This window comes from Streptomyces sp. NPDC058045, from assembly GCF_042885635.1.
GTDB lineage: Bacteria > Actinomycetota > Actinomycetes > Streptomycetales > Streptomycetaceae > Streptomyces.
Window position 1 is genome coordinate 25,370 of the sequence record NZ_JBHVRR010000024.1, and the last position, 12,784, is coordinate 38,153.

The 12,784-nt window shown below is 74.9% G+C and carries 8 protein-coding genes; 6 read left to right on the top strand and 2 right to left on the bottom strand.

The annotated features are described in order from the left end of the window. Positions 1-30: 30 nt before the first annotated feature. The 5 genes from ACFVST_RS16670 to ACFVST_RS16690 all read left to right on the top strand — a co-directional run bounded on the left by ACFVST_RS16670 (position 31) and on the right by ACFVST_RS16690 (position 8,309). Positions 31-2,919, top strand: a complete 2,889-nt coding sequence (locus ACFVST_RS16670; protein WP_390151714.1) for a DEAD/DEAH box helicase — start codon at positions 31-33, stop codon at positions 2,917-2,919. A 1,292-nt stretch (positions 2,920-4,211) separates the two neighbouring features. Continuing rightward, positions 4,212-5,369, top strand: a complete 1,158-nt coding sequence (locus ACFVST_RS16675; protein WP_390151717.1) for an SWIM zinc finger family protein — start codon at positions 4,212-4,214, stop codon at positions 5,367-5,369. Positions 5,370-5,505: 136 nt separating this feature from the next. Continuing rightward, entirely contained in the window at positions 5,506-6,798 is a 1,293-nt protein-coding gene (pcaC, locus tag ACFVST_RS16680; protein WP_390151720.1) for a 4-carboxymuconolactone decarboxylase, read from the top strand. Between the two features lie 56 nt (positions 6,799-6,854). After that, the gene (locus tag ACFVST_RS16685) at positions 6,855-7,487 is read left to right on the top strand and encodes an MBL fold metallo-hydrolase (RefSeq protein WP_390151723.1); all 633 of its coding nucleotides are present in this window, start codon (positions 6,855-6,857) and stop codon (positions 7,485-7,487) included. A gap of 42 nt (positions 7,488-7,529) precedes the next feature. Further along, positions 7,530-8,309 carry an exodeoxyribonuclease III gene (locus tag ACFVST_RS16690; RefSeq protein WP_390151726.1) on the top strand — a complete coding sequence of 260 codons (780 nt, stop codon included), beginning with the start codon at positions 7,530-7,532 and terminating at the stop codon, positions 8,307-8,309. 19 nt (positions 8,310-8,328) lie between these two features. Here ACFVST_RS16690 and ACFVST_RS16695 read toward each other — a convergent pair whose 3' ends face one another. Further along, positions 8,329-10,092: a GDSL-type esterase/lipase family protein gene (locus tag ACFVST_RS16695; RefSeq protein WP_390151853.1), complete on the bottom strand. Its 1,764-nt coding sequence runs from the start codon at positions 10,090-10,092 to the stop codon at positions 8,329-8,331. Positions 10,093-10,534: 442 nt separating this feature from the next. Between ACFVST_RS16695 and ACFVST_RS16700 the strand changes: the two genes are divergently transcribed. Next, positions 10,535-11,065, top strand: a complete 531-nt coding sequence (locus tag ACFVST_RS16700; protein ID WP_390151729.1) for a DUF6278 family protein — start codon at positions 10,535-10,537, stop codon at positions 11,063-11,065. A gap of 664 nt (positions 11,066-11,729) precedes the next feature. On the opposite strand, the gene ACFVST_RS16705 is transcribed toward ACFVST_RS16700, so the two are convergent. Beyond that, the gene (locus ACFVST_RS16705) at positions 11,730-12,479 is read right to left on the bottom strand and encodes a hypothetical protein (protein ID WP_390151731.1); all 750 of its coding nucleotides are present in this window, start codon (positions 12,477-12,479) and stop codon (positions 11,730-11,732) included. Between the last annotated feature and the right edge of the window lie 305 nt (positions 12,480-12,784).

Genomic DNA, 12,784 nt, shown 5'->3' on the forward strand with positions numbered 1-12,784 from the left:
GGAAGCGCGTGGGAAGGAGGTGCAGGGCCGATGCGGGTCAAGGTGCGGGACGCGGTGCTGCCGGTGCGGCTCGCCGCCGTCTTCCTGCCCGCGGGTCCGCCCCGCCACGGGCACCTCGCGCTCTGGGACCCGGGGCCGCCCGCCGAGGCTGACGCGGGCTGGGCCGCCGCACCGCCTCCGGGCGCCGAGGCCACCGAGCTGACCGTGGTCCGGCGGCACGGCCGCGGTGTCCGCCGGGCCCGGGTCCCCGCCCTCCGGCTGCCCCTCACCGAAGCCCTCGGCCCCCTCGCCGCCGCCCGCCACGACCCCGCCGCCCACCCCGCCACCGCCTGCTGGTCCGCCGCCGCCCGGCACGCCCTGCACCTCGCCGCCCGCGGCCGGCTGCTGCCCGGTCTCACCCCCGCCGGGCACGACGCCTGGCGGGCCGGACCGCTCGACCCGGAGGACCTGGCCCACCTCCGCGCCATCGCCGCCGCCCTCCCACCCGAAGGCCACGCCGTACCGCTGCCGGGCGGCGGCCCGCTCACCCTGCCCGAGCCGGAAGCCCTGCTCCGCGCCTTCCTGGACGCGGTCGCCGACACCCTGCCCCGGACCCCGGCCGCCGAGTACGCGCTCGGCCGCCCCTTCGCGGCCTGGCCACCGCAGCCGCTGCCGGGCGCCCGCGCCTGGGCCGCGGAGGTCGCCGCCGGGATGGACGCCGGAGTCCGCATCTCCCTGCGCCTGGACCTCTCCGCCTTCCACCACTTCGACGGGCACCCACGGGAGGAAGGGGCCGCGGCGGCACGGGACGCGGGCGCCGCCGTCGTCCAGGTGCACAGCCTCGCCGATCCCACCCTCGTCACCGACGCCGCCGCCCTCTGGGCCGGTGCGGCCGACGCCGCCTTCGGCCCCCGCGCCAGGATCGACACCGCCCTCGCGGTACGCCGGGCCGCCCGGGTCTGGGCTCCGCTGGCCCGCCTCACCGAGCAGGACGCACCCGACGTCCTCGCCCTGTCCGAAGGGGAGTTGACCGAGCTGCCCGGCGCCGCCGCGCCCCGTCTCGCCGCCGCCGGAGTCGCCGTCCACTGGCCCCGGGACCTCGCCCGCGACCTCACCGCCACCGCCCGCCTGCACTCCGCGCCCGGCTCCGCCACCGACGGCACCGACATCCTGGACAGCGGTCAACTTCTGCGTTTCCACTGGCAGTTGGCACTCGGCGGCGAGCCGCTCAGCGAGGCCGAGATGGACACCCTGGCCGAGGCGCACCGGCCGATCGTGCGGCTGCGGGACCGCTGGGTCCTGGTCGATCCGGGCCTCGTCCGCAAGGCACGCAAACGCGAGTTGGGCCTGCTCGACCCGGTCGACGCCCTGGCCGCGGCCCTCACCGGCGAGGCCGAGGCCGACGGCGAGCGGGTCGAGACGGTGCCGGTCGGCGCCCTCGCCGCGCTCCGGGACCGCCTCCTCGCTGGCCCCGCCCCCGCCGAGCCACCGCCCGGCCTCCGAGCCACCCTGCGCGACTACCAGTTGCGCGGTCTGGCCTGGCTGGAGCTGATGACCTCGCTCGGTCTCGGCGGCTGCCTCGCCGACGACATGGGCCTCGGCAAGACGGTCACCCTCATCGCCCTCCATCTGCGGCGCGCCCGCCCCGAGCCCACCCTCGTCGTCTGCCCCGCCTCCCTCCTGGGGAACTGGCAGCGCGAGATCACCCGCTTCGCCCCCGGCGTCCCCGTCCGCCGCTTCCACGGCGCCGCCCGCGACCTGACCGGCCTCGTCACCGAAGGCACCCCCGGCGGCTTCGTCCTCACCACCTACGGCACCCTGCGCACCGCCGCCGCCCAACTCGCCGAGCAGCCCTGGGGCCTGGCCGTCGCCGACGAGGCCCAGCACGTCAAGAACCCGTACTCGGCCACCGCCAAGGCCCTGCGCACCCTGCCCGCGCCCGCCCGTGTCGCCCTCACCGGCACCCCCGTGGAGAACAACCTCTCCGAGCTGTGGGCCATCCTCGACTGGACCACCCCCGGCCTCCTCGGCCCCCTCACCTCCTTCCGCGCCCGGCACGCCCGCGCCGTGGAGGGCGGCGTCGCCGACGGCACCGGCGGCGAGGACCCGGAGGCGGTCGAGCGGCTGGCCCGCCTGGTACGGCCGTTCCTGCTGCGGCGCCGCAAGTCCGACCCGGGCATCGTCCCCGAGCTGCCCCCGAAGACCGAGACCGACCACCCCGCCCCCCTCACCCGCGAGCAGGCCGCGCTGTACGAGGCGGTGGTACGGGAGTCGATGGCGGCGATCGAGACCGCCGAGGGCATCGCCCGCCGCGGCCTGGTACTCAAGCTCCTCACCTCCCTCAAGCAGATCTGCAACCACCCCGCCCAGTACCTCAAGGAGCCCCCGGCCACCGGCCCGCGCCTCGACGGCCGCTCCGGCAAGCTCGACCTGCTGGACGAACTCCTCGACACCGTCCTCGCCGAAGACGGCTCCGCCCTCGTCTTCACCCAGTACGTCGGGATGGCCAAGCTCCTCGGCGCCCACCTGGCGCGGCGCGCCGTCCCCGCCGAGCTGCTGCACGGCGGCACCCCGGTCCCCGAGCGGGAACGGATCGTGGACCGCTTCCAGTACGGCGCCACCCCGGTCCTGGTCCTGTCCCTCAAGGCCGCGGGCACCGGCCTGAATCTGACCCGGGCCGGTCATGTGGTGCACTTCGACCGCTGGTGGAATCCCGCGGTCGAGGAGCAGGCCACCGACCGGGCGTACCGCATCGGCCAGACCAGACCGGTCCAGGTACACCGCCTGATCACCGAGGGCACTGTGGAGGACCACATCGCGGAGATGCTCGCCGCGAAGCGTGCCCTGGCCGAGGCGGTCCTCGGCTCCGGCGAGTCGGCCCTCACCGAACTCACCGACCACGAACTCACCGACCTAGTCGCCCTCCGGAGACCGACATGACCCCTCAACCACCGCCCCCTGAACGGGAGTCGGCCCGGGAGAGGGAGAGCGTCACCGAGGAGACGGGCGCTGGGGAGGCGCGCGCTGGGGAGACGGGCACCGAGGGAACGGGCGCCGGGGAGGCGGGCACCGATGCTGCGGCTGCCGGAGAATCGCGCGCCGCCGCTTCCCCGGCCTCGGCACCCCGTCCCGCCGACGAGGCCCGCCGAGCCCTGCGCGCCGCCCGCCACCGCATCCCCAGGGGCCTCCCCGAGGGCGGGACGTCCGCCGCGACGGCCCCCGCCTCGCCTGATCCGGCCACCCCGGATCGCGGTGCCTCGACGGCATCTGCCGCACCGCGGGACGGCGGCACCGCACCGAAACGGGCCGTAGCCGCTGCCGCTGCCGCAGCCCGCGCGGCCGCGGCGCGGCGGAACGCCCGGGGTCCCGCAACCACGGGCTCCGCGACCACCGGCCCCGGGTCCCCGGGCAGGGCAGCCCCTACCCCGCCCGATCCGGCCACCCCGGATCCCAACTCCCCGACGCCACCTGCCACATCACAGGACCACAGCGCCTCACCGAAACGCGGGGCGGCAGCCGCAGCCGTAGCCGCAGCCCGCGCAGCCTCAGCGCAACGGAACGCCCGAGGCACCGCGACCACAGGCTCCGCGCCGACGGGTGCAGGAACCCCGGGCACCGCGGCCATGGGCGCCGCGATCACCGGCTCGGCGCCGGAGTGCCCCGCAGCCACGACCTCCGCGACCACCGACCCTGCGAGCCCGGACACCGCCGCCCCGGACACCGCAGCCCCGGCCCCCGCGACCACCGGCCCCGCGACCGGGGACACCGCGACCCCACCCCCCGCGCCCACCACCGCCGAACCCTCCCGATCCGCCCCAGGCCCCGCCCCCGAATCCGCCCCCGGTCACACACCGAGGTCCGCCCCAGGGCCGACCCCCGTACCCCCCGACAACCACCCCCGCTCCCACCACCCCCGTTCCGACCGGCGGGCAGCCGTCTCCGCTGCCATCGTGCAGGCGGGGAGCCGGAGTTCGCGTCGTACCGGGCGGGCGGCGGCGGAGTCGGGCACGTCGGACGTGCCGGCCGCCGGCGCCGGTCGTGCCGCCGCGGGAAGGGCGTCGGGGAGGCGTGCTTCCGGACGGCTGCCGAAGCGCCTGGCCGCCGGGACCACCCCCGCTGGAGAGCGCCGTACCTTCCCCCCACCCACCCCCGGCGAGCCACCCGGCACCCCGCAGGGCACAGGCGCCCCGCACAGCTGGTGGGGCCGGGCCTGGGTGGAGGCGTTGGAGCGGGTGGCGCTTGATCCGGCGCGGCTGGCGCGGGGCCGGTCCTATGCGGACAAGGGGCGCGTGGACGCGGTCACCGTCACCCCGGGCCTGGTCCTCGCCTATGTGCACGGCAGTCGGCCCCGGCCGTACCGGGTGCGGATCCGGTTGCCGGTGCTGGCCGAGGAGGAGTGGGACGAGTTGTTGGACGCGGCGGCCGAGGAGCCGGCCAGGATGGCCGCGCTGCTCGACCGTGAGTTGCCGCAGTCGCTCGCGGAGGGCCGGGTGCGGTTGCTGCCGGGGCCGGGTGAGCTGGACCCGGAGTGCGCCTGCCCGGACCGCGGTCACCCCTGCAAACACGCCGCCGCCCTCTGCTACCGCACCGCCCTCCTGCTCGACCAGGACCCCTTCGTACTGCTGCTGTTGCGGGGCCGCGGCGAGCAGCGGCTGCTGGACGATCTGGCCCGCCGCAGTGCCGCCCGTGCCGCGGCCGACCAGGAGGAGGTGCCGGCCGCCCTCCCCGGGGTGCGCGCCGCCGAGGCCTTCGCCGCCGGGGTCCGGCCGCCGCTGCCACCGCCGCTCCCGGTGCCGCGCGGCCCTGAGCACCCGCCTGCGTACCCGGCGGCCGAGGCGGGCCCCGACCCGTTCGCCCTCGATCAGCTCGCCACCGACGCCGCGGCCCGCGCCCACATCCTGCTCGCCACCGGCCGCGACCCGGTCGCCGGGCTGACCCGCAGACAGGACGCGGTACGGCTGGCCGCGGCCCGCCCCGGCTCAGGTCTGACCGCCGCCACCCGCAGCCTGTACGCGGCCCTCGCCGAAGCCATCGGTACCGATACGGCGGAGCTGTCCCGGGCGGTCGCCGCCTGGCGCCAGGGCGGCGAGGCGGGCCTGCGTGTTCTGGACGAGCCCTGGGATCCGCCCGCCGGCCGCTTCGACCGGGCCCGTCCCGCGCTCCTCGCCGCCGACCTCCCCGCCTTCCGCCCGCACCGCAACCACCTCACCCACCCCCAGGGCCACCTTCAGCTCCGCCTGGGCCGCGACGGTCTCTGGTACGCCTACGAGTCGGAGCCCGGGCGGTCGGACTGGTGGCCGCGCGGCACCCCGGACTCGGACCCGGTCGGTGCCCTCACCGGCCTCACCGCGGACCGCGCCGTCAACGAGCCGCAGCCACCGGCCCGTTGACGCCCGCACCACCGAAGCGGCCCCGCTGTCAACCCCGTCGTGGCGGATCTCCCTGAAGTCGCCACAAGCGGGGACGGGTTGCGTGGGCGGCGACCCAGGCGCGTGCGAAATCAGGAGATGTGAGACTGTGCAGGGCGTGAGTGAGACACCGACAAAGACCCTGCAGTACCGCTTTGACGGGCCGGACGACGCCCCAGTGCTGATCTTGGGTCCCTCACTGGGCACCACCTGGCACATGTGGGACCGGCAGGTGCCGGAGCTGGCGCGGGAGTGGCGCGTGCTCCGGTTCGATCTGCCGGGGCACGGCGGCGCTCCCGCGCACCCGGCGAACTCGGTCGACGCCCTGGCGAGCCGCCTGCTCAAGGTCCTCGACGAGCTGGGCGTGGTCCGCTTCGGCTACGCGGGCTGCGCCCTCGGCGGCGCCATCGGTATGGAACTGGCGCTGCGCCACCCGCAGCGGGTGGCCTCGCTCGCCCTGGTCGCGGCCTCGCCCCGGTTCGGTACGGCGGACGAGTTCCGGCAGCGCGGGGTGATCGTCCGCTCCAACGGCCTGGCGCCCATCGCCCGTACCGCGCCCGAGCAGTGGTTCACGCCCGGGTTCGTGGCGAACCAGCCGGCGATCACCGAGTGGGCGGTGCAGATGGTGCGCACCACCGACCCGGGCTGCTACATCGCCGGATGCGAGGCACTGGCCGCCTTCGACATCCGTGCCGAGCTGGGGCGGATCGGGGTGCCCACGCTGGTCCTGGTCGGCTCCGAGGACAAGGTGACGGGGCCGGCGCAGGCCCGCACCCTGGTCGCGGGCATACCGGACGCACGGCTCGCGGTGGTGCCGGGCGCCTCCCATCTGGCGCCGGTGGAGCAGCCGGCCGCCGTCACCGATCTGCTGGTGCGGCACTTCGACACGGCCTGGCAGCAGCCCGCCGACGGCACCGGGCACATCCCGCTGCCGCTGTCGGTGACCGCCGCGCCCGCCGCCCTCACCCCGCCGGTCATCGGTCCCGTCGCGGAGATAGCGCCGGTCGCCCAGCCGGAGCCCGCCGCACGCCCCGACTCGTACGAGACGGGTCTCAAGGTGCGGCGGGAGGTGCTGGGGGACGCGCATGTGGACCGGGCGCTGAGCGCGGCGGACGACTTCTCCGGCGACTTCCAGGAGTTCGCCACCCGCTACGCCTGGGGCGAGGTGTGGACCCGGCCCGCGCTGGACCGCCGCACCCGCAGTTGCGTCGCGCTCACCGCGCTCGTCGCCGGCGGCCACCTCGGCGATCTGGCCGTGCACGTACGGGCCGCGTTGCGCAACGGCCTCACCCCGGAGGAGATCAAGGAGGTGCTGATGCAGACCGCGGTGTACTGCGGACTGCCCGCCGCCAACAGCGCCTTCCAGATCGCCCAGGAGGTCATCCGCGCGGAGACCACCCCGCAGGAGTGAGCGCGACCGGCGGGATCCACGGGCGACCGGCGGGCGGCGCGTAGCAGGATGGGCGCATGAAGCTCACCAAGCACACGCATTCCTGTGTCCGTCTGGAGAAGGACGGCCGGACCCTCGTCATCGATCCGGGTGGTTTCACCGAGCCGGACGCCGCCGTCGGCGCCCAGGCCCTGCTGGTGACCCATGAGCACCCGGACCACTTCGACGAGGGGCGGCTGCGGGCCGCGCTGGACGCCGACCCGGAGGCCGAGGTGTGGACGCTGCGCTCGGTCGCCGAGCGGCTAGCCGTGGCCTTCCCCGGCCGGGTGCGCACGGTGGGGCACGGCGACACCTTCACCGCCGCCGGTTTCGACGTCCAGGTCCACGGCGAGCTGCACGCGGTGATCCACCCGGACATCCCGCGGGTCACCAACGTCGGCTTCCTGGTGGACGGTTCGCTGTTCCACCCCGGCGACGCCCTCACCGTGCCGGGGACCCCGGTGGAGACGCTGATGCTCCCGGTGCAGGCCCCGTGGAGCAAGATCTCCGAGGTGATCGACTACGTCCGCGAGGTCCGCCCGCAGCGCGCCTACGACGTGCACGACGCCCTGCTCACCGATCTCGCGCGGCCCATCTACGACCGGCAGATCGGCGACCTGGGCGGCGCCGAACATCTGCGGCTCGCACCGGGCGGCACGGTCCGCCTCTGAGGCCCGGACCGGTTGTCGTACCCGCCCGGTAGGTTGGGCACCATGCGCATCGCCACCTGGAACGTGAACTCGATCACCGCCCGTCTGCCCAGGCTGCTGGCCTGGCTGGAGCAGAGCGGCACGGATGTGCTGTGCCTGCAGGAGGCCAAGACCAGCGCGGAGCAGTTCCCCACCGAGCAGTTGCGCGCGCTGGGCTACGAGAGCGCGGTGCACGCCACCGGCCGGTGGAACGGCGTCGCGGTCCTCTCCCGCGTCGGCGTCGAGGACGTGGTGCGCGGCCTCCCGGGCGACCCCGGATACGACGGCGTGGAGGAGCCCCGGGCGATCTCCGCGACCTGCGGCCCGGTCCGCGTCTGGTCCGTCTACGTCCCCAACGGCCGTGAGGTGGACCACCCGCACTACGCCTACAAGCTCCAGTGGTTCGAGGCGCTGCGCGCGGCGGTCGCCGGGGACGCCGCGGGCGAGCGCCCCTTCGCCGTCCTCGGGGACTACAACGTCGCCCCCGCCGACGAGGACGTGTGGGACCTCTCGGCCTTCGAGGGCGCCACTCATGTCACCCCGGCGGAGCGGGCCGCCCTCGCCTCCCTGCGCGAGGCCGGCCTCTCCGACGTGGTGCCCCGCCCCCTCAAGTACGACCACCCCTTCACCTACTGGGACTACCGCCAGCTCTGCTTCCCGAAGAACCGCGGGATGCGGATCGACCTCGTCTACGGCAACGCGCCCTTCGCCAAGGCGGTGTCGGACGCCTATGTGGACCGGGAGGAGCGCAAGGGCAAGGGCGCTTCGGACCACGCCCCGGTCGTCGTGGACCTCGACGTGTAGGCCGGTCCGCCCTGTCAGTTCAGAGGAGTTCCAGCGGTACCGAGTCGGCGAGGGCGGCGAGCCCGTCGTCGCCGGGGTGCAGATGGTCTCCGCTGTCGTAGGCGGGCAGCAGCCGGGAGGGGTGCGCGGGGTCCCGCAGTACCTGGTCGAAGTCGAGCAGTCCGTCGAAGTCGGCGCGGTGCTCGCGGAGTTGGCGGTTGACGGCGGTGCGTTCCGCGTCCGCGGCGGGGGTGCAGAGCTTCTCGCCCTCGCAGGGCGTGATGGTCGCGGCGAGCACCCGCAGGCCGCGTTCCCTGGCCCGGCCCGCGAGTTCCGCCAGCCCCGCCTCCACCCGCGGCGCCGTCTCGCCCCACCGCACATCGTTCACCCCGAGGAAGAGCACCACGGTACGGACCGAGGTCTGGGCGGCGAGGTCGCGGTCCAGCCGGTGCAGGGCGCTCACTCCGCCGAAGTCGGTGGAGACACCGTCGCCGGGGTAGCGGTCGGCGAGGACCCGGTTCGCCGAGATGCCCTCGTTGAGGACGCCGTAGTGCGGCACCCGGCGCTGGGCGGCCAGCCGTTCGGCGAGCCGGTCGGGCCAGCGGTGGTCGGCTCCCGGGGTGGAGCCCACACCGTCGGTGATGGAGTCACCGAGCAGCGCCACCGAGCCGGGCCCGCCGCTGACATCGACGCCCGCGAGCAGCGGCCAGCCGAAGTTCGCCGCGGTGTAGCTCTCGCCGGTCGGATCGCCGGTGTGGTCGCCGGGCGCGCTCACCCAGCTCGGGGCCCGCGACTCCCGGTGCAGCGGCGCCGAGGCCACCGTCTCCGGCAGCCGGAAACTCACCAGCAGCGTGCTGCCCGCGGGGACCGCGAACGGCAGCGGATCGCTGAACTGCTGCGCCCCCGCCGGGAGTACGGTGTCCGGCGCCCCGTCGAAGGAGAGCGGCACCGGAGTACCCCGCGCCTCGGCCCCGGCCGACTGCACGGCGACGGTGGCGCGCCCGATCCGGACCGGGGCGCCCGCGAAGGTGTTGTCCCAGCGGACCCGCACCCGCGCCCCGCCCACCGAGGTGTGCACGGCGAGCCGCAGCGTGCGGTCGGACCACGGGCCCAGCGCACCGTGCCCCGAGGTGGACGCCGCCCAGGTGCCGCTCCAGCCGGCGGTGGCGGGCCGTACCGTCAGCGCGAACACATGCAGTACGGGTGCGCCGCCCGAAGTGCCGCCGGTACGCGGCAGATCGACCCGGACTACTTGGCGTTCCGGGTCCACCGGCACGGTCTTCGCGTAGAGGCGCGCCCGGGCGTCGACCGGGCCTTCCGGGGTGAGGACGTGGGGGAGGGCGACGGCCTTGGTGGCGAGGGGGCCGGTGCGCCAGTCCGGGGCGGTGAGCCGGAAGGTGCCGCGGTGGCCGTCGCGGTAGTGCACGGTTCCGGTGCCGGACGCGGTGCCGCCGGTGCCGGCCACCAGGAAGGCCAGCGCGTCACCGCGGCCGTGCAGCTTGACGGCCTGACCGTCGGCGCGGACGTTGTCCGGGGTACCGGGGCGCCGGTCCGGCCAGGTGAGCGCAGCCCGCTCCAGAGTGAGCCGACGGCCCGGGGTCCAGCCCGCCGCGGCGAGATCCGGGGCCGGCAGCGCGGCGCCCTGCCCGTCGAAGTCGGCTCGGCCGGGCGCAGCCGGGTCGCCGACCGCGGCATTGTCGAAGAGCCGTACCAGCGGCAGGGGTTGGGGTTCCGCACCGGACGCGGCCGAGGCGGCACCGGGGGCGGGCCGGGCGTCCGCGGGCGGGGCGGTGAGCAGTGCCAGGGTGGTGAGTACGGCTGTGAGGGCGGCGGTGAGAACGGCTGTGGTCGGGGCCAGGCGGGGGCCGGCGGATCTTCGGTGGGCGGGGCGCGGGCGGTGGGTCCGCCGGGGTGGCCGGAAGGGGGCGTCCGGTGTCCGGTGCGGGGGAGCGGAGGCGGGGCGGGGCGCGAAGGGTCTGTGCACGGCAACTCCTGCGGCGGCGCGGCGACAGAGCGGGGGAGACGTCCGGCGGGTGGGGGTGCGGGTGCGAGTGCGGTGCGCGGACGTGGGTGAGGGGTGGGGAGAGGCGGTCGGGGTCCGCCAAGCTAGAGATGCGTCAGGGACCCGTCAATGCACCGCGCGCCGCTTCGCCTTGTCATGGCTCGAACGCACCCCGAACGCCGTCCCGCGAAAGGACGCGCGCGCCTGTGGTGCCACCACCTGACCCGGTGCCACGCTTGTCGGTATGAACATCCCTTTCTTGGACAAGTGGCGCAAGCAGCAGTCCACCGGACCCGAGACGGAGGGCGGCACCACGGCCGCGTCGCCCGGTCAGGGACCTGGGGATGCGGCGGACGTGGCGGACACGGTGGACGTGGAGCGCGGGGAGGATGGGGCGGAGGTGGCGGGCGCGGCGGATGGCGCGGGGCTGGCCGAACTGTTCTCCGAGTGTGAACTGCTGCGTTCCCAGGCGGCCGCCGTGGGCCTGCGGCTCGACGACTCGGCCGCGTCCCTGTCCGCCGTTGACCAGTTGCTGCCGCGCTGGCGCGACGACCCGGAACTCCTGCCCTGGCTCGGCAATGACGCCGGCCTCTATCTCGGCACCGTGATCGTCCGGACCGTGCCGGGTGCGTCCTGGCATGTCGGACCGGGCGGCCACCCGGTGGTCCGCCTCGCCTCGGGGCGGGAAATCCATGTGGTGGAGGCGGGTCTCGACTGGGCGGTGAACGGTGCGCCCGAACTGTTCCAGATCTATGCGGAGGCTGCCGAAGCCTGAAGGCTCTGGAGCCCCCAACGCCCGTTCAAAAAGGACAAATACGGTTAATTTTCTTGGGTGCGTGTCGGCTGTCGAGCCCGGCGCCGGGGCGGATAGTTTGCGCGAACCGACACAGCCGAGAGGGGTGGGACTGTCAGGGCGGCCGATTCTCCGATCGCGCTGCACGGCACGGAACTTCGCCTATAGTCCCAAGACCGGGGCACCGGACATGGTGCGGACCCGGCAGGGGGATGCCGCTGTCGGAGCGCAGCGGCCGCAGGGCCAGTCCCGCCCGGCAGCAGCCGGAGATCACTGCTTGCGCAGTACGGCCGACCTCGTCGTCGGCCGCCCGTGAGGAGAAGGTCAGCTGCCCGCCGGTCGGGTCGTGCTCCCAGGGACCGAGCGGCCCCCGCAACCGGGGGCCGCTCTCCTCATTCCGGATTCCAGAGCGCTGCTCTCCCCAACCGGGAGCACTGCTCTCCCCAACCGGGAGCACTGCTCACCCTGCCCGAGAGCACCGCTCACCCGAGAGCACCGCTCTCCCTGTACCCAGAGCACTGCTCTCTCTTCGCTCGGAGTGCCAGCCGTCGCGCCAATCGTCGTGCCAGTCATGGCGTCAATCGCCCACCGATCGGCCGGTGTTGGGGCCGCTGATGGGCCGGAGAGGGGGCCGGGGGCGGGGGGTTCAGGCGGCGCGGTGGGAGTTGCGGGGTGTGGGGAGCGGGCTCTTGGCCACGCGGGTCACATCCGCCACCAGTTCCACCACATCGGGGCCGTACGCCTGGGAGTTGACAACCTTCAGCAGCAGTACGAAGGAGTTCGCGCCGTGTTTGCGGGCCAACTTCTCCTGGTTGCGGGCGAGATAGCGGGTGGCCGCCTGGTTGGTTATGGAGCGCTGGCCGCAGAAGAGGAACACCGGTCGGGCCTCCGGTCCCTGATCGGCCGTCAACCGCGCCAGCAGCACATACTCGGTGACTCCCCGCTCCATCCGGTACCGCTCGCCGCCCACCTGGAACGAGGCCCGGTCCGGGCCCGGTTCGGTCTCTGAGCTGAAGTTGACCCCGGGGAGCAGCGTCGCCAGATGGGCGGCCATCCGGCGGTTGGAGGTGGGACCGCCGACGCAGAACTCGGTGCGCTCGCCGAAGCCCTGCCGGGCCGCGTCGTGCGCCACCACCTGGGCGCTGGCCCCGCATTCCTTGATCAGCGCGGAGAGTTCCAGCAGGGCGAACACATCGAACCGCGTCACCGCCAACTCGGGCCCGCCGGCGTCCCGGTTGACCACCAGCAGCGATTCGGAGTGCTCGGGGAGTCCGAGGAACGCCTGCTTGCGGCGGAGCTTGCGGCGCCATACGGCGTTTCGCGCCAGCCAGCCGAGCGCGGCGCTGATGGCCGTCGCGATCAGGCCGAGGACGATGTTGCGCAGGTCGTCGTTCATGGCCCGGCATGGTACTTGTCCCTGCTTCGGCCCGATATGGCGTCTCGTCCGAGGGCGTCCGCCCGCGAGATCCACCCATGCGGAGCCGGTGACGGGGCTGGCGGCGAGGGGGGTGACGAGGCTGGTGACGGGGTCGTCGGGGGGAGTGCTCGGGACCGGTGCCGGGTGCCCAACGCACTGCTCTCCTGCGGGTATTGGCCATGGCGGGAAGCCGCAGTTACGCTGCGCACGATCGCCTCGGGTGGCGTCGCCATCGTCGTGCCGACGATCGGTCCAGGTGGTGTCCCCACCGTCGTCCGGCACTG

Excerpts from the sequence above, each read along its gene's own strand:
- ACFVST_RS16685 (WP_390151723.1), top strand. The coding sequence starts at position 6,855 with ATGAAGCTCACCAAGCACACGCATTCCTGTGTCCGTCTGGAGAAGGAC.
- ACFVST_RS16700 (WP_390151729.1), top strand. The coding sequence starts at position 10,535 with ATGAACATCCCTTTCTTGGACAAGTGGCGCAAGCAGCAGTCCACCGGA.
- ACFVST_RS16690 (WP_390151726.1), top strand. The coding sequence starts at position 7,530 with ATGCGCATCGCCACCTGGAACGTGAACTCGATCACCGCCCGTCTGCCC.
- ACFVST_RS16705 (WP_390151731.1), bottom strand. The coding sequence starts at position 12,479 with ATGAACGACGACCTGCGCAACATCGTCCTCGGCCTGATCGCGACGGCC.
- ACFVST_RS16670 (WP_390151714.1), top strand. The coding sequence starts at position 31 with ATGCGGGTCAAGGTGCGGGACGCGGTGCTGCCGGTGCGGCTCGCCGCC.